This window comes from Polynucleobacter sp. UK-Gri1-W3, assembly GCF_018881595.1.
Taxonomy (GTDB): domain Bacteria; phylum Pseudomonadota; class Gammaproteobacteria; order Burkholderiales; family Burkholderiaceae; genus Polynucleobacter.
The window spans coordinates 164,081-190,587 of record NZ_JACVQA010000008.1; the positions used below are offsets into that span (position 1 = coordinate 164,081).

Annotated in this window: 21 protein-coding genes and 2 tRNA genes; 9 read left to right on the plus strand and 14 right to left on the minus strand. The window is 46.6% G+C overall.

The window, feature by feature from the left end; all coding sequences use genetic code 11:
• Window positions 1-90 precede the first annotated feature (90 nt).
• Entirely contained in the window at window positions 91-1,224 is a 1,134-nt protein-coding gene (locus ICN36_RS08750; protein WP_216228002.1) for an NAD(P)/FAD-dependent oxidoreductase, read from the plus strand.
• On the opposite strand, the gene ICN36_RS08755 is transcribed toward ICN36_RS08750, so the two are convergent.
• Together ICN36_RS08755 and ICN36_RS08760 are read right to left on the minus strand one after the other, a co-directional pair.
• The gene (locus ICN36_RS08755; protein WP_071465898.1) at window positions 1,221-1,640 is read right to left on the minus strand and encodes a type II toxin-antitoxin system VapC family toxin; all 420 of its coding nucleotides are present in this window, start codon (window positions 1,638-1,640) and stop codon (window positions 1,221-1,223) included. The genes ICN36_RS08750 and ICN36_RS08755 overlap by 4 nt on opposite strands.
• 8 nt (window positions 1,641-1,648) lie before the next feature.
• A complete protein-coding gene (locus tag ICN36_RS08760; protein ID WP_071465897.1) occupies window positions 1,649-1,906 on the minus strand; it encodes a type II toxin-antitoxin system Phd/YefM family antitoxin in 258 nt (85 codons plus the stop codon).
• Between the two features lie 168 nt (window positions 1,907-2,074).
• Here ICN36_RS08760 and ICN36_RS08765 point away from each other — a divergent pair.
• Window positions 2,075-2,164, plus strand: a tRNA-Ser gene (locus tag ICN36_RS08765).
• A gap of 23 nt (window positions 2,165-2,187) precedes the next feature.
• On the opposite strand, the gene ICN36_RS08770 is transcribed toward ICN36_RS08765, so the two are convergent.
• The 7 genes from ICN36_RS08770 to ICN36_RS08800 form a co-directional block, all read right to left on the minus strand.
• A complete protein-coding gene (locus ICN36_RS08770; protein ID WP_216228003.1) occupies window positions 2,188-2,739 on the minus strand; it encodes a hypothetical protein in 552 nt (183 codons plus the stop codon).
• Window positions 2,740-2,774: 35 nt separating this feature from the next.
• Window positions 2,775-4,280 carry an efflux transporter outer membrane subunit gene (locus ICN36_RS08775; RefSeq protein ID WP_255531283.1) on the minus strand — a complete coding sequence of 502 codons (1,506 nt, stop codon included), beginning with the start codon at window positions 4,278-4,280 and terminating at the stop codon, window positions 2,775-2,777.
• Entirely contained in the window at window positions 4,281-7,439 is a 3,159-nt protein-coding gene (locus ICN36_RS08780; protein WP_216228004.1) for an efflux RND transporter permease subunit, read from the minus strand.
• 22 nt (window positions 7,440-7,461) lie between these two features.
• Window positions 7,462-10,548: an MdtB/MuxB family multidrug efflux RND transporter permease subunit gene (locus ICN36_RS08785; RefSeq protein WP_216228005.1), complete on the minus strand. Its 3,087-nt coding sequence runs from the start codon at window positions 10,546-10,548 to the stop codon at window positions 7,462-7,464.
• A gap of 36 nt (window positions 10,549-10,584) precedes the next feature.
• A complete protein-coding gene (locus tag ICN36_RS08790) occupies window positions 10,585-12,096 on the minus strand; it encodes an efflux RND transporter periplasmic adaptor subunit (protein ID WP_216228006.1) in 1,512 nt (503 codons plus the stop codon).
• A 489-nt stretch (window positions 12,097-12,585) separates the two neighbouring features.
• Window positions 12,586-13,167, minus strand: coding sequence for a hypothetical protein (locus tag ICN36_RS08795; protein WP_216228007.1), 582 nt, complete (start codon window positions 13,165-13,167; stop codon window positions 12,586-12,588).
• Between the two features lie 99 nt (window positions 13,168-13,266).
• Window positions 13,267-14,220, minus strand: a complete 954-nt coding sequence (locus tag ICN36_RS08800; protein ID WP_216862074.1) for a hypothetical protein — start codon at window positions 14,218-14,220, stop codon at window positions 13,267-13,269.
• A 45-nt stretch (window positions 14,221-14,265) separates the two neighbouring features.
• Between ICN36_RS08800 and ICN36_RS08805 the strand changes: the two genes are divergently transcribed.
• A complete protein-coding gene (locus ICN36_RS08805; RefSeq protein ID WP_216228008.1) occupies window positions 14,266-15,714 on the plus strand; it encodes a sensor histidine kinase in 1,449 nt (482 codons plus the stop codon).
• A 94-nt stretch (window positions 15,715-15,808) separates the two neighbouring features.
• A complete protein-coding gene (locus ICN36_RS08810; RefSeq protein ID WP_216228009.1) occupies window positions 15,809-17,914 on the plus strand; it encodes an alkyl/aryl-sulfatase in 2,106 nt (701 codons plus the stop codon).
• A 69-nt stretch (window positions 17,915-17,983) separates the two neighbouring features.
• Here the strand turns inward: ICN36_RS08810 and ICN36_RS08815 are convergent, their stop codons facing one another.
• The 4 genes from ICN36_RS08815 to rph are packed head-to-tail and all read right to left on the minus strand — an operon-like array spanning window position 17,984 to window position 21,573.
• The gene (locus ICN36_RS08815; protein ID WP_216228010.1) at window positions 17,984-18,997 is read right to left on the minus strand and encodes a tripartite tricarboxylate transporter substrate binding protein; all 1,014 of its coding nucleotides are present in this window, start codon (window positions 18,995-18,997) and stop codon (window positions 17,984-17,986) included.
• Between the two features lie 45 nt (window positions 18,998-19,042).
• A complete protein-coding gene (hemW, locus tag ICN36_RS08820; RefSeq protein WP_216228011.1) occupies window positions 19,043-20,230 on the minus strand; it encodes a radical SAM family heme chaperone HemW in 1,188 nt (395 codons plus the stop codon).
• Complete coding sequence (gene rdgB, locus ICN36_RS08825) at window positions 20,223-20,813, minus strand: RdgB/HAM1 family non-canonical purine NTP pyrophosphatase (RefSeq protein ID WP_216228012.1); 591 nt, start codon at window positions 20,811-20,813, stop codon at window positions 20,223-20,225. Before rdgB ends, hemW begins: the two co-directional genes overlap by 8 nt.
• 19 nt (window positions 20,814-20,832) lie before the next feature.
• Window positions 20,833-21,573: a ribonuclease PH gene (gene rph / locus ICN36_RS08830; RefSeq protein ID WP_216228013.1), complete on the minus strand. Its 741-nt coding sequence runs from the start codon at window positions 21,571-21,573 to the stop codon at window positions 20,833-20,835.
• A 55-nt stretch (window positions 21,574-21,628) separates the two neighbouring features.
• Here rph and ICN36_RS08835 point away from each other — a divergent pair, with 55 nt between their 5' ends.
• From ICN36_RS08835 to ICN36_RS08850, 4 genes are read left to right on the plus strand one after another with little or no spacing between them, the layout of a single operon-like run.
• Window positions 21,629-22,558 (plus strand): YicC/YloC family endoribonuclease, encoded by a 930-nt coding sequence (locus tag ICN36_RS08835; protein ID WP_216228014.1) that lies wholly within the window; start codon window positions 21,629-21,631, stop codon window positions 22,556-22,558.
• 15 nt (window positions 22,559-22,573) lie between these two features.
• Window positions 22,574-23,212, plus strand: coding sequence for a guanylate kinase (gene gmk / locus ICN36_RS08840; RefSeq protein ID WP_216228015.1), 639 nt, complete (start codon window positions 22,574-22,576; stop codon window positions 23,210-23,212).
• 44 nt (window positions 23,213-23,256) lie between these two features.
• A complete protein-coding gene (gene rpoZ / locus ICN36_RS08845; RefSeq protein WP_011902918.1) occupies window positions 23,257-23,460 on the plus strand; it encodes a DNA-directed RNA polymerase subunit omega in 204 nt (67 codons plus the stop codon).
• Between the two features lie 15 nt (window positions 23,461-23,475).
• Window positions 23,476-25,869 (plus strand): RelA/SpoT family protein, encoded by a 2,394-nt coding sequence (locus ICN36_RS08850; RefSeq protein ID WP_216228016.1) that lies wholly within the window; start codon window positions 23,476-23,478, stop codon window positions 25,867-25,869.
• Window positions 25,870-25,881: 12 nt separating this feature from the next.
• On the opposite strand, the gene greB is transcribed toward ICN36_RS08850, so the two are convergent.
• Window positions 25,882-26,382: a transcription elongation factor GreB gene (gene greB, locus ICN36_RS08855; protein ID WP_216228017.1), complete on the minus strand. Its 501-nt coding sequence runs from the start codon at window positions 26,380-26,382 to the stop codon at window positions 25,882-25,884.
• An 18-nt stretch (window positions 26,383-26,400) separates the two neighbouring features.
• On the opposite strand from greB, the gene ICN36_RS08860 reads away from it, so the two are divergent.
• Window positions 26,401-26,477, plus strand: a tRNA-Arg gene (locus ICN36_RS08860).
• Window positions 26,478-26,507 lie beyond the last annotated feature (30 nt).

The following is a 26,507-nucleotide window of genomic DNA, read 5'->3' on the forward strand; positions in this document are numbered from 1 at the left end:
TATCAAGAAGTACCCCAAAACCCACTAAAACACTGAAAATGTTACGATTTCAGGATGCAAATAACAATAATTCAGGGCTTAGGCAGATAAATGGATCAAGTCGACTGTGTCGTCATCGGTGCCGGGGTCGTTGGCCTGGCCGTTGCGAGGGAAATGGCCCTGCAGGGCCGCGAAACGATTTTGCTTGAGCGGGAAAGTGCTTTTGGCACGATTAGCAGTGCGCGTAATAGCGAAGTAATCCACGCTGGTATCTACTATCCAAAAGATTCACTCAAAGCCAAACTTTGCGTTGAAGGCAATCGCATGCTCTACGAGTATTGCCGCACTCACCATGTTGCCACTCAACCTTATGGAAAATTGATCGTAGCCAGTGATGACTCTCAATTAGATGATCTCCATGCAATTCTGTACAAAGCACAGCAAAACGAAGTCCCAGAAATCAAAATGATTACTGGTGATCAGGCTAAAGCAATGGAACCCGAACTTAATTGTGCGGCAGCAGTTCTCTCTGCTTCAACAGGCATTGTTGATAGCCATGGATTCATGCTTTCTCTTCTTGGTGGCTTTGAGGATGCGGGTGGCATGGTGGCTTATCAGTCACCGCTGATGAGTGCAAAGCCTATCGGTGAAAACGCCAAAGATGGCTTTGAATTAGAAATTGGTGGCGCTGATGGAATGAAGATTCAAACCAAGCTTCTGATCAATTGTGCTGGTATGAGTGCACCAGCCATTGCGAGAAAGATAGAAGGACTCTCACAGGAACAAATCCCCAAAGCGTATTTTGCTAAAGGTAATTACTTTTCCCTTTCTGGAAAATCACCATTCAAACATTTGATTTATCCCGTCCCTGAACCTGGTGGTCTAGGCGTACATCTCACTTTGGATATGGGTGGGCAGGCCAAGTTTGGGCCCGACGTCGAATGGCTTGAAATCGATGAAGAAAGCCAAATTGATTACACCGTAAATCCAAAGCGAGGTGAAGGTTTCTATGAGGCCGTAAGACGCTATTGGCCAGGCCTTAAGGACAATGCATTGCAACCTGATTACTCTGGGGTGAGGGCAAAGATAGTTCCGCCAAACGCGCCTGCAGGGGACTTTTGCTTCAATGCGCCCAAGGACCATGGCCTGGAAGGACTCTTTAATCTATATGGCTTTGAGTCCCCAGGATTAACCTCCAGCCTAGCTATTGCCAAGCATTTAGAAGGTTTAATTAAGAGGTCTTAATCTACTTGAGCTCGATATTCGAATGGGTTCAGTAAATTAATTTTAAATCGTTTGAAGTCTTTTATATTTCTACTGACCACAATGAGTTTCTGATCAATAGCTGTCGCTGCGATCATGGCATCTTCCCAAACGGTATTACTTTCTTTATGCATGAGCTTTGCCCACAATCTAAAGGTTGATCCCGTCATCGGTAAGACATGATGTGCATTTGAAACTTGTTGCAACCAACTCTCCAAAGACTCTGCTTTATTTTTATCTTGCTCACGAGTCAACTCAATGCCTGCTTGAATTTCACCGATCGAGACTGCGGAAATATAAAGATCATTATCTGAAATGTTCTCATACCACTCTAATACTGCTCCATGCGGTTTTGGTTTACGTAGTTCTGAAATAATATTGGTGTCTAGTAAGTACATGAGCAGTCTTACAGTTTGATGGATTTTCGAAATACACCTTGGCCACGCTTTGGCAGCACTAGGTCACCCTTGGCTTGCTCTGAAAGCAAAAGCGATTTAAGAGAAGGTTTAGCTAACTTTTTCAATGTATTCCACTCCTGGATGGTGATTAATACGGCTGCTTCATGCCCCCGCTTAGTAACCACTTGTGGACCTTCTTCAAGGCAGGCGTTTAGTAACTCGCTAAATTTTGCTTTGGCATCTTGAACTGCCCAGTGCTTATTCATCACCCGTACTCCTGACTAGTTATCTGACTAGTTTATCAGAGAAAAGGCTATATCGGTTGGTGCACATAGAGTATTTAAGCCAATGGAAGCAATCTTTAGAAGGGGGCTTATTGCATTTTTAAGTAGTGGCTCACCGAATTCCTTATAATCTAGTGCTGAAATCGCAAAGGAAGAGTGGCAGAGCGGTTGAATGCACCAGTCTTGAAAACTGGCGAGGATGAAAGTCCTCCGTGAGTTCGAATCTCACCTCTTCCGCCATCAATATTCGTTACGACAGATCCTCAGATCTGCTTCCCGGTTACCGCCCCCATAAAGCCTTGTATGTAGGGCGCAGGAACATAAATCACATTGCTATTGCCAGTCTGGGACTTAATCTCGAGCTGAAAGCCAGTCTTGCTATGACTTGCCAAGAATTTTGGATCGAGTTCGATCGCCATTAGCTCTTTAAAGATGCAACCTTGCTCTCCACAGATTCCAGCTTCGCGCGAAATCACGCTGAAGGTTTTGTTTGGTACGTTTTCTAGATTTGCTGAATCGTAATAGCGCCATTTTGTAAAGTAAGTCAGCATGACGATCACGCGGTAGGAGATCACACCCTGAGGATTGGTGGTGCTCTCTAGGCTATACATTTGATAGGTATTTTGATCTCCCATCGTATTAATATGGGGCCCGATATAGCTTTTGATACCCATTGGTGTATTGGACACTAGGCGGGTGGACATGTATACCGATTGAGACTCTTGCTCGTTCACGAGCTTATCGGGATGGGAGCACCCAGTTACTCCAGCGATGACGGCGCAGAAGAGGGTAGCTAAAAAGAGACTGCGTTTCATATTCAATTCCTTGTAAGATTTATAGAGTTTACTATTTACTTGTTTGCAAGCAGGCTGGCATCCCAGCCGCCGCCTAAGGAGGTAATCAGGCCTACATGGGCTGAAATTTGCCGATTTAATAAGGACATGAGCGTACGCTCATTCGAGAGCTCAGTGGCTTGGGCGGTAGAGACGTTCAGGTAATTCACGATCCCCGACTTATATTGGTTCAAACTAATCCGTACCGCAGCTTGTGCATATTTCACAGCACTTGCTTGTGCCTTACTTTCGCTTTGGAGTAAGCGTAACGCAACTAAATTGTCTTCGACATTTTGAAAGGCACTCAGTACTGTCTGGCGATAAGTAGCCACATTTTGGTCATATGCGGCATCGGCTTGACGTAAGGCGCCCACGCGTAAACCGCCATCAAATAAGGGCTGGGCTAAGGCGGGCCCCCATGACCAATACCTAAGGGGCATACTGATTAGGTTCGGTAGTTCCACCCCTTGAAAGCCACCCGCAGCCGAAATAGTTAGTGTGGGAAAGAAAGCCGCGGTTGCCACGCCAATCTTGGCATTGGCTGCCGCCATTTGACGCTCAGCAGAGGCAATATCGGGTCTACGCTCTAACAATTGGGATGGTATGCCGATGGGAACATCTGGAAGCGAGGCGACTAACTTGGTCACAGGACTAACTACTAAGCCAGTTTGGGGGTCAATCGCATTTACTTGCGCCGGCAATGAAAAAGAGGAGGGTGTTTGACCAACTAAAACGGCGAGGGCATGCTCAAGCTGCGCACGCGTCAATTTCAGATCAATCGCAAGCGCCTTAGTCGATTCCAATAAAGTTTGCGCTTGGGCAACGTCAAGTTGTGTAACGATCCCTGCGTCATATTGATTTTGGCTAATCGTGAGCGATTTTTGATAAGCGTCGATCGTGAAGTCATACATTTGCGTTTGCATATCAGCAATGCGCAAGGCGAAGTAGGTTTGCGCTAAGGTAGCCTGGGTTGAGAGGGTGATGGCTGCAATCTGAGCAGCGCTGGCCTGAGCATTTGCACCGCCCGCCTCAACATTGCGCCTGACTTGACCCCAAATATCCGGAATCCAACTGGCTCCAATATTGGCATTGGAGCTTTGCACTACTGAACTTGAGGTATTGCCATTATTGCTTGCAGTGCCCCGGGTGCCGCCGGCATTGCCTGTTAAGGTAGGAAAGAGACCCGCACGTGCTTGGGTCAATAGAGCGGTGGCTTGTCGATACTGTGCTTCGGCCGCAATCACATTTTGATTGTTAATGGCGATGTTAGTCATCAGCTCATCAAGCACGGGGTCGTGATACACCCTCCACCATTGGGTATCCATGCCCGCTTCGTTTGGCTCGGCAAGCTTCCAGCCGTCACCTGATTGACTACTGTCTAACTCTTTATAAGCCGGTGCAACCGGACTTGTGGGCTTCACATAATCTGGCCCGACCATACACCCAGCCATCAGCGCCGAAAAAATGGCTCCGATGAGAATGGGCTTGAGTTGCTGTGAATTCATGCTACCAATCTTACTCATTTATTGACGCCCCCACCGCCATTGACGTAAGCGTTCCATGTAGAGGTACACCACTGGTGTGGTGTAAAGCGTTAAAAGTTGACTCACAATTAAGCCGCCCACAATGGAGATGCCCAGGGGGCGATGAAATTCAGCGCCATCACCCGAACCAATCGCTAAGGGAATGGCCCCTAAAATTGCCGCCATAGTCGTCATCATGATTGGCCGAAAGCGTAATAGGCAGGCCTTATAAATTGCATCATGCGGCGACAAGCCATCCGTACGCTGCGCATGAATCGCGTAGTCAATCATCATGATCGCATTCTTTTTCACGATACCGATTAGCAAAATGACGCCAATCAAAGCGATGATGCTAAATTCCGTATTAAAGAGCATTAGGGCTAAAAGTGCTCCGACACCAGCCGAGGGCAAGGTTGAGAGAATCGTAATGGGATGAATGAGGCTTTCATACAAGATGCCTAGAACAATGTAGACCGTGATAAACGCTGCCAGAATCAGCCAGGGCTGACTTGAAAGGGAATCCTTAAAGGCTTTGGCAGTCCCTTGGAAGTTGCCTCGTACAGTATTGGGTACGTTCAATTTATCCATGGTCGCCATGATGGCCTCCGAGGCTTGACCCAAGGACACATTCGGCGCAAGGTTAAAGGAGATCGTCGTGGCAGTGAATTGGCTCTGATGATTGACTACTAAAGGGGTATTCGTTGGCGCATACGTGGCGATGGCGGAGAGGGGGACTTGTGCGGAAGTCACTTTGCTCCCCGGCGTATGAATCGCACCGATCGGGGTCGTCGCGGCCGTAATCGACTGCGCTGCGCCCACTGAATACGAATTTGGGCGAGGCGCTCCTGTACTAATATAGATATCCTTCAAGGTAGCTGGGTTCTGCCAGTACTGGGGTGCGACTTCCATGACTACGTGATACTGATTGAGGGGATTAAAAATGGTCGACACTTGACGTTGACCAAAGGCGTCATTCAGGGTGGTGTCAATCAAATTAGTTGTTAGACCCAACTTGGCAGCATCATCATGATTAATGGTCAAGGTGGTCTGAATCCCTTTATCTTGAGCATCGGTATTCACATCCACGATTTCGGGTAAATCCATCATCGCAAATCGAATTTTAGGACCCCATATCCTCAGGTCCTCTAAGTTATCGCCCAGTAGGGTAAATTGATAAAGTGCATTACTCGGTCTGCCCCCCATGCGAATATCTTGGACGGCCTGTAAATAGAGGGTTGCTCCCGCTACTGCGTTGAGTTTGCGGCGCATCCTGCTGATCACCTCATCAACATTGATCTTGCGCTCACTCAGAGGCTTGAGAGACATAAATAAACTGCCTGTATTGGTTTGACCTCCACCATTGAAACTCACTACTTTATCGACTGCGGGATCTTGCATCACGATGTTCATAAACTGCGCCATCTTCTGTTGCATTGCCTGAAAGGAGATAGCTTGATCTGCTTGAATGTTGCCAATTACCCTGCCGGTATCTTGTTGTGGAAAGAAGCCCTTGGGAATGGCGATATATAAATACACGTTCAGACCAATGACGGCAAACAAGATCAGCATGGTCAGTCGTTGATGGGACAAGGCATACTCTAAAGAGCTTGCATAGCGTTGGTTGAGTTTCTTGAAGAAGAGATCAATCTTGAGCATGAAACCCGTAGGTTCAGAATGCACATGAGGCTTCAATAAGCGTGCGCAGAGCATCGGGGTAGCAGTTAAAGAGATCAGGAGCGAGACGGTAATCGCAACGGATAAAGTGATGGCAAATTCACGGAAGAGTCTGCCGACGATGCCACCCATTAAGAGAATAGGAATAAATACCGCTACTAAAGACACCGTTATAGAGAGTACGGTGAAGCCGATTTCACGTGAGCCCTTGAGGGCGGCGCTTAGTGGTGACTCACCATTCTCAATGCGACGTGCAATGACCTCCAACACGACAATGGCATCGTCCACGACGAAACCAGTAGCAATTGTGAGGGCCATCAGAGAGAGATTATTCAAAGAGAAGCCGCATAAATACATCGCGGCAAACGTACCTACTAGCGAGACTGGCACTGCAATACTCGGAATGATAGTGGCACGTACATTCCCTAGGAAAATAAAGACCACCATCACCACCAACATTACGGAAATCATGAGCGTGCGCTCCACCTCTTTCAGCGAGGCCCGAATAGTGGGCGTTCTATCCAGCGGCACTTCCATGTGGATTGCCGCAGGAATGGAGGCTTCTAATTGGGGAAGCAGGGCTCTAACACCATCCACTGTTTCAATAATATTAGCGCCTGGTTGACGCCAAATTACTAGTAACACTGCTGGCTTACCGTTGGCAAGACCGCCGTTGCGTAAATCTTCAACGGAGTCCACTACTTGTGCAATATCGCCAATACGAACCGGAGAACCATTGTGGTAACCAATAATTACGGGAATGTAGTCTTGCGCCGTTGAAGAGGTATCGTTCGCAGTGATTTGCCAGGCTCTTTCACCGCTCTCTATCTGCCCCTTAGGCCGCACCGTATTAGATGCCGCAATCGCGCTACGCACATCCTCGAAGCCAATCCCCAAGGCAGACATGACGGTAGGATTAATTTCTACTCGCACTGCCGGTAATGAACTCCCCCCGACAGAGACCTGACCGACTCCTTTAGATTGGGCAATTTTTTGCGCCAAAATAGTTGCGGCAGCATCATACAGCTGCGCTCTTGGCATCGTCTCCGATGTCAAACTCACAATCATGATGGGCGCATCTGCTGGATTGACTTTGCGATAGGTTGGGTTGCTTGGCAATCCCGTCGGTAGCAAGCTACGCGCTGCATTAATTGCCGCCTGAACATCATTCGCAGCGCCATCAATATTACGGCTGAGATCAAATTGCAATGTGATACGAGTGGATCCCAATGAACTTGATGAGGTCATTTCTGAAACACCTGCAATCCGGCCTAGAGATCGCTCCAAGGGAGTGGCAACAGTTGCCGCCATGGTTTCTGGGCTTGCGCCAGGAAGGTTGGCTGAAACAGAGATGGTAGGGAAGTCGATTTGCGGTAAGGGCGATACTGGCAGTAATTGAAAGGCAGTAGCACCGGCCAGCATGATGGCCAACATCATGAGGGTGGTAGCAACAGGTCGGTGGATAAATGGGGCGGAGAAATTCATCGACTCAATGAGATTCCCATAGTTATCCTTTGCGGCTGGCTTGGTAGGCTTTTAGGCGCAGCGATAGGCGATCAAATGCCAAATAAATGACTGGTGTTGTAAACAGAGTCAGTACTTGACTGAACAATAAACCGCCGACCATCGTGATGCCGAGTGGGTGGCGCAACTCAGAGCCGGTACCTGTACCCAGCATGAGAGGAAGGGCGCCTAGAAGGGCTGCAAAGGTAGTCATTAAAATGGGGCGTAAGCGCAAGAGGCAAGCCTCATAAATGGCTTCCCGAGGCGACTTACCTTGGGTGCGCTCTGCCTCTAAAGCAAAGTCAATCATCATGATGGCATTTTTCTTGACGATACCAATGAGCAAGATAATGCCAATCACGCCAATAATATCCAGATCATTACCCGTGATCATGAGCGAGAGTAAGGCGCCTACTCCGGCTGAGGGAAGGGTGGATAGAATCGTGATCGGGTGAATATAGCTTTCGTACAAAATGCCCAGCACAATATACATACAGATAATGGCTGCCACAATGAGTACGACTGTATTACTTAAAGAAGCATTAAAGGCTTTGGAAGCGCCTTGAAAGCGAGTGATTAAACTCGCCGGCACTTGAATTTCTGCTTGCGCTGCGGTGATCGCGGCAACTGCATCTCCCAATGAGGCAGTACGACTTAAGTTAAACGATATCGTTGTGGCCGGAAATTGCCCTTGATGATTGATATTGAGTGGGCCATAGCGTTCTTCAATTTGAGCGAGTACGCTTAACTGAATTTGTTTGCCAGAGGTGCTAGGTACATAGATCGCATCTAAAGCGTTGAGGCCAGGCTCCTCACTCTGCGCCGCTTGCAAGACCACACGATATTGGTTGGTTTGGGTAAAGATGGTGGAGATCAGACGTTGACCATAGGCATTGTATAAAGCGTTATCGATCGCCGCGATCGTCACACCCAAGCGCGCCGCAACATCGCGATCAATCGCAATGTAGGATTGCAAACCTTTGTTTTGAAGATCGCTTGTGACGCTACTGAGTTCGGGGACGGTATTGAGCTTTTCAATAATCTTTGGGGTCCACTCATTTAACTCGGTTGGGCTGGCGTCTTCTAGCGTGAATTGATATTGCGTCCGACTCACCCGATCCTCGATGGTGAGATCTTGCACTGGCTGCAAGAAGAGTTTGATATCAGTGAGTCGATCCACCTGATTTTGGATTCTGGCTAAAACTGTTTTGACGCTATCCCGGTCAGCATGGGGCTTAAGATTAATCAGCATCCGCCCACTATTGAGCGTGGCGTTTGTACCATCCACCCCGATAAATGAGGACAAGCTATCCACATCAGGATCTTTGAGGATGATGTCTGCTAAAGCTTGTTGACGCTGCGCCATCGCTGCATAAGAAATCGATTGCGGCGCCTCGGAAATACCTTGAATCATGCCAGTATCTTGGCTCGGGAAGAATCCCTTTGGTATAAAAATATAAAGCAAGATGGTGAGTACTAAGGTCAAGAAAGCAACTGCTAGGGTTGCTTTTTCACGATCCAAAACCCAATTGAGGCCAAGACTATATTGGTGAATGAGGCGATCGAATTGTTGGCCGCTCCAGTGATAAAACTTTGATTGCTGACTTTCTGGAATGTGATGCAATAGCAGGGCGCACATCATTGGCGTTAGAGTCAGAGATACCACTGCAGAGATAACGATCGCGACTGCTAATGTGACCGCAAATTCCCTAAAGAGTCTGCCCACCACATCTCCCATAAAGAGCAGGGGGATGAGTACTGCCAGAAGCGATACGGTTAAGGAGATGATCGTAAAGCCAATTTGCTTTGAGCCCTTTAAGGCTGCTTCAAGCGGATTATCACCTTCCTCGATATAGCGTGAGATATTCTCAATCATCACAATGGCATCATCCACGACAAAACCAGTGGCAATTGTTAAGGCCATGAGCGATAAATTATTTAATGAAAAGCCAACCCATTGCATGATGCCGAAGGTGCCGATGAGTGAGAGGGGTACGGCAATGCCGGGAATAATGGTGGCCGGCACACTGCGCAGGAAAACATAAATTACCAGCACCACTAACAGAATCGAAAACAGCAGTTCAACTTGCACGTCATGTACTGAAGCGCGGATGGTGCTCGTACGGTCAGTTAATATTTTGACTTCCAGTGCTTGCGGCAGACTAGCTGAGAGTTGGGGCAATAGCGTTTTGATTTGATCCACTACCTCAATTACATTGGCGCCAGGTTGGCGTTGGATATTGAGGATGATGGCGGGTTGCTGATTGGCCCATGCCCCAAGACGAACATTCTCGGGGCCATTAATAACCCGTGCGACATCGGAAATACGTACCGGAGCGCCATTGTTGTAAGTGATGATGAGATCTTTGTAGCCTTCAGCCGATTTGATTTGATCATTGGCATCAATCGTGGAGGACTGATAAGGACCATCAAAGCTACCTTTAGCTGAATTGATATTGGCGTTACCAATCGCTACGCGGACATCATCAAGACTTAAGCCTTTGCTGGCCAGCGCTCCTGGGTTGGCAATGATGCGTACAGCGGGTCTTTGCCCTCCTGAGACGCTCACGAGACCGACGCCAGGAATTTGAGAAATCTTTTGCGCTAGGCGAGTGTCTACTAAATCTTCGACCCGCGTTAATGGCAGCGTGGCAGAAGTAATTGCCAGCGTGAGGATGGGGGTGTCAGCCGGATTGACTTTGTTATAAATCGGTGGCGCAGGCAGATCTCCCGGTAACAACGAATTTGCTGCATTAATTGCGGCTTGCACTTCTTGCTCAGCAACATCCAAACTCATTTCTAGGCCAAATTGCAGGACAATGACGGATGCGCCTCCCGAGCTCACTGAAGACATTTGATTGAGTCCAGGCATTTGACCAAACTGGCGCTCAAGTGGAGCGGTGACTAGAGAAGCCATCACATCTGGGCTACCACCGGGATATAAAGTAACTACCTGAATGGTGGGATAGTCAACCTGGGGTAAAGAGGAAATTGGTAAGCCACGATAGGCTAAAAGCCCCCCAAGCAAAATTGCCACCATCAGGAGCGAGGTGGCAATTGGGCGGAGGATAAATATTCGTGAGGGGTTCATCAATAACTGAAAAGTCGATGCAACTGGATAGCTACCTTAATTACCCTGAGCAGCACGTTTAGATTTTTTTGAGCTACCCCAGCCAGATTTTGAGTCCGGGTTCACTGCACTGGAAGCTTTGCCAACCATGACCTTGGAACCATTGCGCAACTTATCCGTGCCATCCACCACCACAATATTGCCTGCAGAAAGACCATCCAGCACTTGCTGGTTGTAGCCATCTATCGGCCCCAACTTCACTGGCACGACCGAGACAGTGTTGTTGTTATTTAAGCGGTAAACAAAAGTACCCGGAGTTCCGCGCTGAATAGCGGGCACAGGAATCACGAGTGTATTTTTGAGGGTTTCAAGGACGACCCGTACATTAACAAATTGATTCGGGAAGAGATTGAGATTCTCATTGGCAAAAATACCGCGTAATTTGACGGTACCGGTGGTGATATCGATTTCATTGTCGATACTTTCCAAAAACCCAGTGGCTAATTTCACTTTGTTATCACTACTCCAAGCCTCCACTGGGATTAGTATCTTTTCAGCTAGGGGTGATGCGCTCGTTTGAGTGCCATTGCTAGCTGTAGGAGCTGAAGCCGGAGCCGGAGCGGGAGCATTCTCAGGAGGAGGTGGCTCTTCTAGGAATTTCTTAAATGCTGGAATTACTTCTTGAGGCACCGAAAATAGGACGGTAGTGGGTTGAAGTTGTGTAATCACGAACAACCCACTAGCGTCACTAGGCTGAACTAAGTTACCAGGGTCAACAAAACGCAAACCAATGCGACCATTGATCGGTGAGGTGATATGCGAAAACTCGAGCTGTAATTTAGCGGCACTGACAGAGCCTTCATCAGTTAAAACATTACCCTTGTATTGCTGAACCAAGGCCTTTTGAGTTGCGTAGACCTGCTTAGAAATAGAGTCTTGTTTGAGCAAGATATCGTAGCGCTTCAAGTCAGTTTCAGCATTGCTGAGTAAAGCCTGATCCTTGTCGAGTGTGCCCTGTGCCTGCTTCAGTGCAGCCTCAAAAGGACGCGGATCAACTTGGGCTAGTAATTGGCCAGCCTTTACTAAATCACCCTCTCTAAAGTAGAGCTTACTTAGAATGCCACTGACTTGGGTGCGCACAGTGACCACATTACGAGGAGTAACTGTACCCAAAGCAGTTTGGATCACGGTAATGTCGCCACGTTCAATAGGTGAGGTCACAACTGATACGGGCCTGTTACGGGCATCGCGCGCTTTAGAATCTGACAGAAAGCCGCTGATGAAATTCCATACAAAACTCAGGACTAGGTAGACGGCAATATAAAAGAGAATCTGTGTGAATCTTCTACTGATCTTGAATTCAGGTTTTCTAGTAATGAACCGCGCGAGTTTTTCCAAACGGGGCTGTACATAATCGGTCATGCGCTGATTGAATTCCACCAGTCGCAGACGTCCCAACGCATACTTTTTTTGAGAAAAGCGCCACCATTTTGGCCAAATTGGATTATCCCGAATGCGCAGGGCTAAACGGTAGAGTGCTTGACCAATTTTGTGCAGGAAAGGTTTCATGGGGCTACATTAGGAAAAAGTGCAAATTGGAGTGGTGGTTTTAGTGCTTTAAGCCTCAGGCAACATCATAAGCCCTTGGGTTCTCAAGCCAAGAAAATCTCTTGCAAATTGTTTAAATAGCGCAAACCTTGTTCCGTGGGCCTGAGTAAAGAGGGGTTGGGGTCCAGCAAGCCTTTTTGACAAGCTTCTGCAAGGGGTTTTGCAATGACATTCAAGGGTATCCCCTTGTTAAGATACTTCTTCTGTGTACCTTTATGTGTACCATTTTACAGGGGATGTTATGAGTCTCCTAGTGATATCTTTTGGTAACATCATTGAAAAAATACATACGTTTAAGTGCTTACAAGGCTATTTTAGGAATTTCATGGAGTCTTATGGTTCTATAGATTTGCAGACACCTCTTCCACCAAGTTAAATGTAAAAAGCCCAGCAACTACTTGCTGGGCTTTTATCTTTTCAGCTACTAAAAAGAGCTACTGCATTTCTGGATTACTTCTTAGCAGCTGGTGCGCTTACTACTGCGGCAATTGCTTCTGTGTAAACCACTTTTACTTGATCGTTTACAGCGATATCTTTCATCAAGTCAGGGTTCTGAACCTTCACCTTGAAGATGTTTCCTTGCGGACCTTTTAAAGTAACAACATTCTTAGCTGTGTCAATTGCTTCAACATTAGCAGTTGCAGTAACGGTATTAGTAGTGATCATGCCTGGCTTGTCGCCTTTTGGGGCAGTTGCTGTGCTAGTAGTAACTTGCTCGCTAGTTACGCCTGGATTTTTAACCTTAACCAATTCAATCGCTACAGCCATTTCATAAACAACATCAAAATGGTCGCCTACTTTAATTTCAGCAAAGTTCTTCACTTCAGGGCCGGCAACGATAGAAGTCTCGCCATCTTTGTTTTTTAGAGTAACTGTGCGTGTTGCAGCATCAACTTTAGTTACTTCACCGTCATAAATAAGTGCGGCTTCTTGAGCGGCTACTCCAGCAATAGGTGCTTTTGGTTTAGTAAGGTAAAAGTAACTGCCAACTGCGATTGCAGCAATAACGACAGCAATGATAATTTTTTTCATAATGGTTTGATCCTTAAGATATTTGAAGTACATCACCATTAGATGGCGATGCGGAAATGTCTAAATACTAGTAATTTAGTACTTGCTTCTATTGTATTGCTAGAAGCTTGCCGCTAGCCCGATAGAGGTGCCATGCACTTTTTGTCCAAATTGGTAGCGAAATACAACCCTAACCCTAGTAAATATAGGGTCAGAGGCACTTCGATCCAATTCTATACCGGTGCCAACTGAGGATAGGGAATTGAACCCGAGCGCTCCCCGTAGGTCTCCTAGAAACTCCGTATGTGCCAACTCAAATACAGCTCTTAAGGGTCTATCTAATAGTGTTATCGGTGTTGGAATGCGACTGCGGGCCCAAAGTGCCAGACTTTGCGAGTCTGCTGATCCCTGAACCGCGGTAGATGTCGCAAATGTTTGGACCGGAATATTGGTGTAACGCAACTCCACATCAATCTCTTGATCGGGTTTGTAATTTTCATAATCGAGCATGACTGAGCCACCTAAACCATAAGAGTTCATGCGACCACCGTTCAGGAATTGCAAATCAATCCCTTTCTGATTTTGAATGACTCGAGAAGCAATAGAGAGATCGCTCTCTAGGTGCCCCAGCATGACATTGGCAATAGGGCGAAAGCGCAGTTCATTTGTAATCGGAAAATCCCAGCCAACACCTCCAGTGCCAGTCACGCTATTCCAGTGAACTGGCACAGTAATAGAGCTGTTCCCAATCCCATCGGTAAAAGTAGGGTTGTAACGATTTACTGCCAGAGTACCCTCTAAGTAGAGTGGAAAATTAGCGCTAATACGGTCACCGCCACCTAAAGAGATCATTTGTAAGTCAGCATTATCGCCACCGTTGTTGCGAATAGATAAGGAGCCTGTAGTGATATCTGGCGTGAGAGAGTAGCCGGTAATTGTCATAAAGGCATCAGCACGCTTTTTAAGGTAATTATTTGCGGCGTTATAGAGGGCGGATTGGGCATGTGCAAAGCTAATCCCAGCGGCAAATAGGGTGACAAAGAAAAGGAGCTGGGTTCTACTAAAAAGCCGCATTATTCGATTTTAGCGATTCAATTCAGTGGATGTACTATAGCGAACATGAAGGTTCTAATTTCTATCTACTTCTTTATTCTCGCCATCATTCAGATGGGCTTATTTTTGGGTATTTATCATTATTACCGCTCCCAAAGCCTTCTTAAACCTAGTTTCTATTGGATGTTCTCAATAATAGTTAGCGTGGCGGGCTTATTAACTTTTGGCGCTGGAGCTGTCACTCTACAAAATATTGTGAACCCTGAATTTAATTTCACGGTAGCTAATAGCCTTTTTTATATCGCTGCGTTATTGCAAGTCTTATTTTGTCAGTCGCTTAATCGAGAGGTCTCAAAGCAAACAAAGATCTATGCCTTAGCTTCAGTCCTCATTTTCATTCTTACATTCGAATACATGCGCCTACACGGTACTTTTGAGATTCGAACTGCTGTAATGGCTGCCATTGCCAGTATTTTTTATTGCTGGCAAATTTATGAGTTGGCCGTCAAAAGAAAAACTTCACCCTCAAAACAGTTGCTTTATATGCAATGTGCAAGCTTTGCAGAAATATTTTTTGCGATAGGCCGTTTTTTAATATTAGTTACATCTGCTGTTGCGATTACGCGTGTTGAGCAAATTCCGCAAATACTGATTATCTTTACTATCTCTCAGTTGGTTATGAATACGCTCTCTTATATAGCCATTGGTAGTTATTGGGCTGAGCAAGTCGTTGTCGCCAACATCAATGTGATAGCCGAAAATGAGACAACTAAAAAACTATTGCAAGAGCGAGACCTTTTGATTGCCTCATTATTAAAGGCTAACAAGACCGCTAGCACTGGGGCTTTATCAGCATCCATTGCGCATGAGCTGAATCAACCTTTAGGTGCTTCAAACCTAAATATACAATTCCTACAAAAAAAATTAACTGAAGGAAGTGTAGATCCTGAGTTGCAAAAAGAAATTTTAGATTCATTGCTATCGGATAACCAGCGAGCAGCAAACATCATTCGATCCCTCAGATCTGTTTTTGCTGATGAAAAAATCCTGACATCCAAAGTGGATGTCGCTGATTTAATAGACTTAGTGCTTACTATCGCTAGCCCTGAGATTGCTAAGCAAAATATTCAAATAGTATTGAAGTTAGAAAAAGATTTATTTATAACGGCAAATAAGAGCGAGCTACAACAGGTTCTTTTGAATCTATTGAACAACGCCATTGATGCCTTGAAGTCCTCGGATAAAGCAGATAAGACAATCACCATTTTGGGTAAGCATATTGGATCTGAGATTCAAATATCGATCACAGATAGTGGTTTAGGGATTGACCAGGATGTCCAGACCCATATGTTTGAACTCCTCTCGACTACCAAAAGCTCGGGAATGGGCATTGGTCTGTGGTTATGTAAGCATATTATTTCTAGGCATGGTGGCTCTATTTGGTTTGAGTCTTTTGCCGGTAAAGGAACCACCTTTTTTGTACGTTTGCCTTTGGTTGCGCAGTATTCAATTTAATCCTTCCATCTTTGTTATTGGCTGTAGGGCTAATTGCTATGGATTTGCTCAAACATATCATTAAAGTAATAAAACATCTCTTCTTTAGGCTCTTATGAAAATCAAACTTACCAAAATTTCTTTTGCAGTTGGCATGCTGACCTCTGGCTTAGTTCTCGCTGCTGGTGGCGGTGGAGTTGTTGCCGATCCAGGTGCTATGCAAGGCAAGCACTTTGATGAGAAGGGTAAAGCACCATCTAGTTACACTGTTGAGCTACAAAACGGGCTTCGCAAGACTCTGCCATTTGAAGATAGGCGAGATTTTGAAGAGTCAAAGAGAGGTTTTATCGCCGCGCCTCCCTATAAGACCATCATGGCCGATGCGGGTAATGTTGCCTGGGACATGGGAAGCTATGACTTCTTATTGCAAGGTAAAGACTTTGATAGTGTCCATCCTTCGTTACAACGCCAAGCCATTCTGAATATGAGTTATGGCTTGTATGAAGTAGTGCCAGGAAAAATCTATCAAGTTCGCGGCTTTGATTTGGCCAATATTAGTTTTGTTAAAACCAATAGCGGCTGGATTGTGTTTGATCCATTGACTGCCAAAGAAACAGCGCGTGCTGCTCTAGAGTTGGTAAATGAAAAGCTTGGTAAGCTTCCAGTGGTAGCGGTGGTGTATTCCCATTCACACGGAGATCACTTCGGTGGTGTGAGAGGGGTAGTGGATGAGGCGGATGTCAAGAGTGGCAAGGTAAAGATCATTGCCCCGGCTGGCTTTATGGATCATGCGATTGCTGAGAACGTCTATGCCGGTAATGCCATGACCCGCAGAATGTACTTCCAATACGGAGTGTTATTGCCAAGAAGTCCCTTTGGACATGTGGATCAATCGATCGGCAAAAATACTGCAGCAGGCAATTTAGGTCTTATTGAGCCTAACGTCTATATCAATCAGCCATACGAAAAAATGACGGTTGATGGCGTGGAAATGGAATTCCAAAACACTCCAGGCACTGAAGCTCCTGCCGAGATGAATACCTACTTCCCGCAATTTAAAGCCTTCTGGGCGGCAGAAAATATCACCGGTACGATTCACAATATTTACACCTTGCGGGGTGCTTTAGTTCGTGACTCCTTGGCATGGTCTAAGAATATCAACAACGCCTTATATCGCTATGGCAATGAAAGTGAAGTCATGTTTGCATCACATACATGGCCGCGTTGGGGTAATGAACGTATTCAGGAAGTGATGCGTACGCAGCGCGATAGTTATGCACACTTGCATAACGAAGTCCTTCACCTAGCAAACAATGGTGTCACCATTAATGAAATCCAGAATGTCTATAAACAGCCTGAGAGCTTGAAGAAGCAATGGGCCGCTCATAGCTATCACGGATCTGAAGAGCACAATAGCCGTGCCGTTATTAATCGTTATTTGGGCTATTGGGATGCCAATCCAGCAACGCTAGCGCCATTATCGCCAAAAGATTCTGCGCCACTCTATGTAGAGATGATGGGTGGTTCAGCCAAGATCATGGCAAAGGGTAAAGAGCTCTATAAGCAGGGCAAGTACCGCGAGGCAATGGAGATCGTAAATAAATTAGTCTACGCACAGCCGAACAATACTGCCGCGAAAGACTTGCTTGCTGACATCTTTGAGCAAATCGGCTACCAAAAAGAAAGCCCAAGTATGCGTAATAGCTTCTTGGGAGCTGCTTATGAACTTCGTCATGGCATGCCATCAGGTGCCTCGCCAAAGTCTAATGGCCCAGACATGATCAAAGGCATGACAACCGAACTCTGGCTCAATGCCTTAGCCATCAGCATGGATAGTAAAAAAGCAGCAGGTATGAATTTCGTCATCAATCTTTCTACTCCAGACAATGGCGAAAAGTTTGTGATTGAAATGAGTAACTCTGCATTGACCAACATTAAAGGTCAGCAAGCCAAGAACCCCAATCTGACTATTACGCTGAATCGAAGTGATCTTGAGCAAGTAATGGGCGGCCAAACGACTTTTGACAAACTCTTAGCCGAAGGCAAGGTAAAGTTTGATGGTGATCGCAAGCCTTTTGATCAGCTTAGGAGCACCTTGACTGTCTTTGTGCCTGATTTTGAATTAATGCCAGGGACAAAAGGAAAGGCTGCTCCCAAATCCGCAGCTCCAGCCAAAGATCCATTTGCAGCGCAAGAGATGGCGATTACAGCTGGAGAGTAGGCTGCCTTTCTTATCGAGACTGATAACAAAAGGACCCTGATGGGTCCTTTTGGTCATTTGATTTAATGATTAATTGAGATCCACTTGTAGTTTGGCGTCTTTTACTAGCTTAGCCCATTGATTTCTGTCTTTAACAATAAACTTGCTAAAAGCTGCTGGTGAACCGCCACCATCTTCTGCACCGACCTCGGCTAACTTGGCCTGTACTTCAGGTTTGCGTAATATGGTATTCACATCAGCATTAATCTTATCCACGATCTTTGGATCAAGCTTTGCTGGGCCCATGAGACCGTACCAAGCTGTTGCTTCAAATCCTGCATAACCAAGTTGTTCCATAGTCGGCAGGCTAGGGTAGGCGGCTGAGCGCTTAGTGCGGGTTTGCGCGAGAGCGATAACTTTGCCGCTTTGAATATGCGGCGTTGCTGCCCCCATAGTTTCAAATGCATAAGTAATATGTCCAGCCATTAGATCAACCAAAACAGGTCCGCTGCCTTTGTATGGAATATGGAGTGCTTGTGTGCCAGACATATGCATCAATAATTCAAAGGCCAGATGTTGAGTGCTTCCATTTCCGGCTGATCCAAAACTAACCTTGCCAGGGTTTTGTTTCATATAGGCAACCAAATCTTTGACGTTCTTGGCTGGAGCATCAACGTTGGCAATCAGAATGTTTGGTGTAACGCCGAGCAAAACAATTGGCGTAAAGTCAGTAGTGGCGTTATATGCCATCTTTTGACCTAGCGCTGGAATGATCGAGAGCGCATTGACATGCGCAAGACCAAGGGTGTATCCATCAGCTGGAGATTTGGCAACAAGATCGGCAGCAATTGTTCCGGCGGCACCGCCGCGGTTATCAACGATGACCTGTTGACCCCACATTTGGGATAGATTGATGGAGATAATGCGGGCAATCGCATCTGAGCCTCCACCTGGCGGAAATCCAACGATTAATTTAATTGGCTTATCTGGCCATGATTTGGCTTGCGCAAAGGTGTTGGTAGAGATAGAAATTGCGCTAATGGCAAACGCGCATAAAAACAGAACCCGTGCATACGCACTGCCAGCTAACTTACTTTGAATCATTGCTTGTCTCCGAATCGGATTTTTATATTTATTAAGTTAATTACTTTAACTGAGAAACAGCTCTTGAAGATTATTGAGATAGCGTAAACCCTGATCAGTAGCCTTTAGTTTCGAAGGGTTTTGATCCAGCAAGCCTTTTTTACTTGCCACATCTAAATCTTTGCTAATCACATTTAACGGAAGTCCGGTACGCTCGCTAAAGGTGCTGGTATCAACCCCGTCCTTCAATCTTAAGACGTTAAGCATAAATTCAAAAGGGAGATCCTGGGGTTCAATAACTTTGTTTTCAATTAAGGCGTTGCCCTTGGATTCCATTGCCTGCATATAGGTTTCAGGGTGGCGTTCACGTACTTGACGTGTAATCTTGTCCGGGTAGGAAATCTTTCCATGAGCGCCGGCGCCAATACCAATGTAATCGCCAAAGCGCCAGTAGTTCAGATTATGTTTGCACTCTTGGTTCTTCTGGGCGTAAGCAGAAACCTCATAGCGTTTGTAACCTGCCTTTGTAAGTAAATCCACATTCTGTTCAAAGATGGCATCGACTTCATCATCGCTTGGTAATTGCGGTGGAAAGTTTGCGAAGTAGGTATTAGGCTCTAGCGTGAGGTTATAAAAGGATAGATGGGGTGTTTTAAAAGAAAGTGCTGTCTCTACATCTGCCTTGGCTAACTCTAATGTCTGCTTAGGGAGGCCATACATGAGATCAAGATTCACCGATTTGAAATGTTTCAGCGCAATCTCAATTGCGCGCCTAGCTTCCTCACCATTGTGAATGCGCCCCAAGGCTTTAAGCTGTTCATCCTGAAAGCTCTGAACTCCTATCGACACCCGATTAATGCCTGCCTTTGCAAATCCTGCAAATTTATCGGCTTCGATAGATCCTGGGTTGGCCTCCATGGTGATCTCAGCATCAGGCTCTAGGTTAACGCGAGCACGTACAGCGCAGAGTAATCGATCCATACCTTCTGCAGACAAAAGGCTAGGTGTGCCGCCACCAATAAAAATACTATGAACCTGACGCCCCCACGTATTGGCTAGTTCAGTTTCTAAATCGGCGATGAGTACATTGATATAACGATCCTCATCAAAGCCTGCTTTAGATACGCCATTTTTAATTTGATGGGAGTTGAAATCGCAATAGGGGCATTTTTTTTCGCACCAAGGAAAGTGAATGTACAAAGCCAGAGGTGGCAATGCAGTAAGACTAACTTTATTGGGATTTGAACTAAGCACGAGATTTGAGTTGGGCAATGAGCTCACGCAAAGCTTGGCCACGGTGACTGATTAAATTCTTTTGCGCAGGATCTAGTTGTGCTGCAGTGAGTTTTTGCTCAGGTAAAAAGAAGTGGGGGTCGTAACCAAAGCCATTAGAACCTGTTGCCTGTTCAATAATTTGGCCATACCAACGGGTTTGCACAATGATGGGTTCCGGATCATTGACGCCGTTGACGAACACTAGAGCGCAAACATAATGAGCGCCTCGATCTGCCTGACCCTTTAATTCTTGGATGAGTTTTTGATTGTTGGCTGCATCATTGCCTTGATCTCCCGCATAGCGAGCCGACAATACGCCTGGCATGCCATCCAAAGCATGGGCGCAAATACCGGAATCATCAGCTAAGGCAGGCAAGCCAGATAGAGCGCTAGCATGCCGTGCTTTAGCAAGGGCGTTTTCAACAAATGTGTGGTGCGGCTCTTCTGCGGAAGGAATGCCTAATTCACCTTGCGGGATGACTTGAAAGTTCAGGGGTGCTAAAAGCGCCTGAAATTCTTTTACCTTGCCAGCATTGTTGGATGCGAGAACGAGCTTTTGCATTAATTAAGTAAATATCAGTTTATTTAAGCGAGTCAATTTGCAATTGCGTGAGCTCTTGAATGCCTTGCTCAGCTAAATCCAATAAAGCATTCAGTTCAGATCTCGAAAAGGAAACACCTTCAGCGGTACCTTGCACCTCAATCATTCCGCCTTTACCAGTCATGACGACATTCATATCGGTATCGCAAGAAGAATCTTCCGGGTAATCTAAATCTAGCACTGCTACCCCTTGATAAATACCAACTGAAATTGCAGCAACGCTATCAATGATGGGGTCCTTAGTGAGTGCGCCACTTTTCAATAGTTGATTTACTGCATCGCGAGCAGCAACATAGGCGCCAGTAATGGAAGCTGTGCGTGTGCCGCCGTCTGCTTGCAATACATCGCAATCGAGGTGAATTGTTCTTTCACCGAGAACTTTTAAGTCAAAGACGCTACGCATAGCGCGGCCAATCAAGCGCTGAATTTCTTGAGTACGACCGGATTGTTTGCCGCGGGCTGCTTCACGGTCGCTGCGGGTATGGGTAGAGCGGGGCAGCATGCCGTACTCGGCCGTAACCCAGCCTTCGCCTGAGCCCTTCTTATGAGGAGGCACCTTTTCTAGGATGCTGGCAGTACACAGAACCTTGGTATCCCCAAAAGCGATCAAAACGGATCCTTCAGCATGCTTAGTAAAGGCCCTGGAGATGGTTACTGGGCGTAAATCGGTTGGCTTACGTCCGCTAGGGCGGGCAATATTGGCTGGGTTAGCAGTGCTCATAAAGAGGGTCCTGTGAGGTTGGTGTCTAGATTAATAATGAATCTACAATGTCCATATGATATCGAGCATGACTGGTTATGGCAGCGCTTCTCGCCAAGTCTCCTTAGGAGCTGGTGTAGTTGCTGATCTGCAGGTGGAATGTCGGGCTGTTAATAGCCGCTTTCTGGATCTTGGATTTCGTCTTCCGGACGAATGCCGCGGGGCGGAGCCTGCCTTGCGAGAAATGGCCACCCAAAGCCTTTCTCGAGGCAAGGTGGAGTTTAGGGCGGCATGGCGAGTCAATAGCGCTGCTGCGGGCGCCGCCAAAAGTAATCCACATGCCTTGGGGGCCATTAATCGAGATCGCCTTGATGCTTTATATACCCTCCAAGAACAAGCCCAAGAATCTTTCCCAAAAGCACAAGAGCTCAGCATTGCTGAAGTCCTGCGTTGGCCTGGCGTTGTCTCTGAACCGCGGGGTGAAGAAGATAGCTGGATTACTGCCGCGGTCGAAGCCGGGCGCGCAGCCCTAGCCGTTCTCATGGAAAGTCGTCATGCTGAAGGTAAAGCCTTGGTTGGTGTATTAACCAGCATTACCGGGAAGATGCGTGACATCGTTAAGGCCATAGAGCCTAAGATTCCTGAATATGTAGCGCAATATCAAGAAAAGCTCACCGAGCGTTTAGCAGAAGCGCTAGCAACGCAAGAGCAAGCAAAGGCTGGCACTGAGTTGATGGAGCGCATTCGTCAAGAGGTTGTCCTATACGCAGTCCGCATTGATGTAGCTGAAGAATTCGCGCGCTTAAAGACCCATCTTCAGGCGGTTGATAATGCACTTGCAGGCAAAGGCCCAGTCGGCAAGCGCTTGGATTTTCTGATGCAAGAACTCAATCGCGAAGCCAATACCTTAAGTTCGAAGTCTGTATCTGAAGAATGCACGCAGGCTGCTCTGGAGCTCAAGCTGATGATTGAGCAAATGCGTGAGCAAGTTCAAAATCTCGAGTAATCTATTGATTGATTTATGACTAACCTTAATCTGACTCCATCGTATCAAGGCAGCATGCTGATGATTGTTGCGCCTTCAGGTGCAGGCAAATCTTCATTAGTGAATGCCTTGCTAAAAGAAGATGCTGGACTTAAATTATCTTTATCAACAACTACTCGTACGCCAAGACCCGGTGAAGTCGATGGCAAGGATTATCGATTTCTGGCTAAAGAGGATTTTCTGCAAGAGCGTGACAAGGGTCATTTTTTAGAATGGGCAGAAGTTCACGGGCATTTTTATGGCACTTCAAAACTATGGATTGAATCTCAAATGCAGGCGGGTAGCGATGTCATGTTGGAGATTGATTGGCAGGGAGCTCAACAAATTCGGAAGCTAATTCCCTCAGTCCAGTGGATCTTCATCTTCCCGCCCTCAATAGAGGCTTTGGAAGAGCGTCTACGTAAGCGTGGTCAAGATGATGAGGCAACTATCCAGCGCCGCCTAGCAGCCGCTCACGTAGAGCTTCAGCATGCTCCTGAGGCAGATTACATCGTGGTAAACGATTCTTTTGGTCAGGCATTGGTCGATTTAAAGCATATTTTGGCTTCAAGCCGCCTACGTTCCGGTCCCAGCATGGCCAGAAATCCAGCTCTTTTAAAGCGCCTTGGGGTCTAATCAGTTATCCTATAGGTATTGAAGCTAAATTAAGTGAGTCCAGCATGGCACGTATTACTGTAGAAGATTGCCTTAAAACTATCCCCAATCGTTTTGAATTGGTTTTGGCCGCGACTTATCGCGCTCGCCAATTGGTACAAGGTCACTCCCCACGTGTTGAGTCCAGAGATAAAGCTACTGTAGTTGCTTTGCGCGAAGTAGCCGCTGGTGTGACTGACCGTGACATGTTGACCAAAGTACCTCTGTAATTAAGGAGTTCCGGTGTGGAGCTTCCTTTAGGATTGGTCAAAACATCGGAAAAAGTAGGAAGCATCTTGCCTAAAGATGCTTCGCTTGGCTCAGCTCAAGCACAGTTGTTAGATGAAGAATCTGACACCCCAATTCAAAGCGGTAAAAAATCAATTATTGCCAGTTTGTTGGCTCAATCGAGCCGTCATTTATTTGGCCCAACTTCTGCACCCAGTCTTCCACTAAAGCATCAGGTGGTTTCGATAGAGGGCTTGCTTGCAAAACTCTCTTACCTCAAGCCTGAAGAGATTGTGCAAATCAAAAAGGCATTTCAGTTTTCTGATGCCGCCCATTTAGGGCAATACCGTCATAGCGGCGAACCATACATTACCCACCCAGTTGCTGTAGCAGAGCTTTGTGCGACGTGGCGTTTAGATGCGCCATCCATCATGGCCGCCTTAATGCATGATGTGATTGAAGATACTGGCTGTACAAAAGCAGACTTAGTTGAAAAGTTCGGCAATAAAGTAGCTGAGCTAGTTGAGGGTTTAACGAAGCTCGATAAATTAGAGTTTCAAAGTCATGCAGAAGCTCAAGCAGAGAGCTTTCGCAAAATGTTTATGGCAATGGCGCGCGATGTCCGCGTCATCTTAGTAAAGCTTGCTGACCGTACTCACAATATGCGCACCCTAGATGCGGTGCCGATGGAGAAGCGTCGTCGTGTAGCTGCTGAAACAATCGAAATCTACGCACCTATTGCACATCGTCTTGGATTAAATGTCATTTATCGCGACCTTCAGGATTTGAGTTTTCGCTACTCCATGCCTATGCGCTTTCGGGTTATTGAGGGCGCAGTAAAGCGGGCGCGTGGCAATCGCAAGGAGATGGTTGAAAAGATTTTGCAATCCTCTCGTATGGCTTTTGCGAAGGCCAACTTAGAGGTTGATCTACGCGGTCGTGAAAAGACCCTCTTTAGTATTTATCACAAGATGCGCTCGAAGCATCTAAGCTTTTCACAAGTATTGGATGTTTATGCATTCCGCGTAACGGTGAATTCGATTGATGAATGCTATCGCGCTCTTGGTATCTTGCATGCGCTATATAAGCCCATGCCCGGTAAGTTTAAGGATTACATTGCTATTCCTAAATTAAATGGCTATCAATCCTTACATACGACTTTATTGGGTCCATCTGGTGTGCCGGTAGAGTTTCAGATTCGCACCACTGAAATGCATGCGGTTGCTGAAGCTGGCGTGGCAGCACACTGGGCTTATAAAGATGGCTCTCCAGATATGAGTGAGGTGCAGAACCGCGCGCACCAATGGTTACAGTCTTTAATTGATATTCAGGATAGTAGTGGTGACTCTCAAGAATTCTTAGAGCACGTCAAAATTGATTTATTCCCTGATGCAGTTTATGTGTTCACGCCAACTGGACAGATCAGGGCATTACCAAGAGGGGCGACAGCCCTAGACTTTGCCTATTCGATTCATAGTGATCTGGGCAATACTTGCGTGGCTGTGAAGATTAATGGCCTGCAATTGCCTTTGCGTAGCGAACTAAAAAATAGCGATATCGTTGAAGTGATTACTTCTGCAAACTCGCAGCCTAACCCAGGTTGGTTAGCATTTGTGCGAACCGGTAAGGCCCGCGCATCCATTCGCCACTCTCTCAAAACAAAACACTATTCTGAATCGCTTCAGCTGGGCGAGCGTCTATTGGCAAATGCTTTGCGTCAGCAAGGTGTAGATGCTGCTTTACTCAGTCCTGAGATTTGGGAAAAGCTGACGCATTGGACTGGTGATAAAACCCGCGAAGAAGCTTGCGTCAATATCGCCTTGGGTAGACGTTCCCCGCAGGAGCTCGCTATTCGTCTCAAAATTATTATTGATGATGAGGGCGGTGCTGAGCAGATGCGTTTAGGTGTTGCGGACTGGGTTGCGCCAAATCAAGAAATGGGGCATCACCACCAACGTCAAGCTATCTTGGTCGATGGGCGTGAGGGCAACTCTATTCACTTTCAAACCTGCTGCCATCCTATACCAGGCGACAACATCATTGGTTACCTTGGCAAAGGCGAAGGATTGCAAGTTCACACTAATGATTGTCCAGTGGCATTGCGCATGCTTTCTAAGGATAGCGACAAGTGGGTTGAGGTGGAGTGGGGTAAAGAACTCAATCGTGAGTTTGAATTGGATCTAGCCATTGATACACTACAAGGTAAAGGTGTTTTAGCCAGAGTGGCGAGCAGTGTTACTTCTGCAGATTCAAACATCATGAATGTATCTATGGAAGATCGCTTTAAAGAAGATTCAGTCACTATCCGCTTTACGATCCAGGTTTACGATCGTCTGCATCTCTCTAAAGTGATGCGCAGCCTACGCGCCAATCCTGATGTCATGCGAGTCACTCGTACTCGCGCGACATAGACTCCTTTGACTCTATAAATACTGAACGTCTAAGATTTCAATTTCAGCAGGGCCTGTTGGTGTTTGTATAAAGACGCAATCTCCGATCCGGGATTTGATCAAGGCTTTTGCTATAGGTGATACCCAGCTGACGTGCCCCTTATCTAAGTCCACCTCGTCCACGCCAACAATCGTGATGGTGGTTTCTTTCCCGGCCTGGTCGCCCTCTAGGGTTGAGTAAGTCACAGTAGCGCCAAAGAAAACCTGTTCGGAGTCATTTTCACCAGATTTTCGGGCGGCATTATCGACAACTACCGCAAATTCAAGACGTTTGTTCAGGAAGCGGATTCGCCGATCTATCTCCCTAAGACGCTTTTTTCCGTAGATGTAGTCCCCATTTTCAGACCGGTCACCATTGCTGGCAGCCCAGTGGACTACCTTCACAACCTCCGGTCTATCAAGGTTTAGGAGCTGTAGGAGCTCGGTCTTGATGCGTTCGTGACCAGCGGGGGTGATGTAGTTCTTCTCTTCCATGGCATAATTATGGCTGTTGCGGCTGTAGCTCAGCTGGATAGAGTACTTGGCTACGAACCAAGGGGTCGTGGGTTCAATTCCTGCCAGCCGCACCAACTATAAGGGCCTCCTGTCGGGGGCCCTTA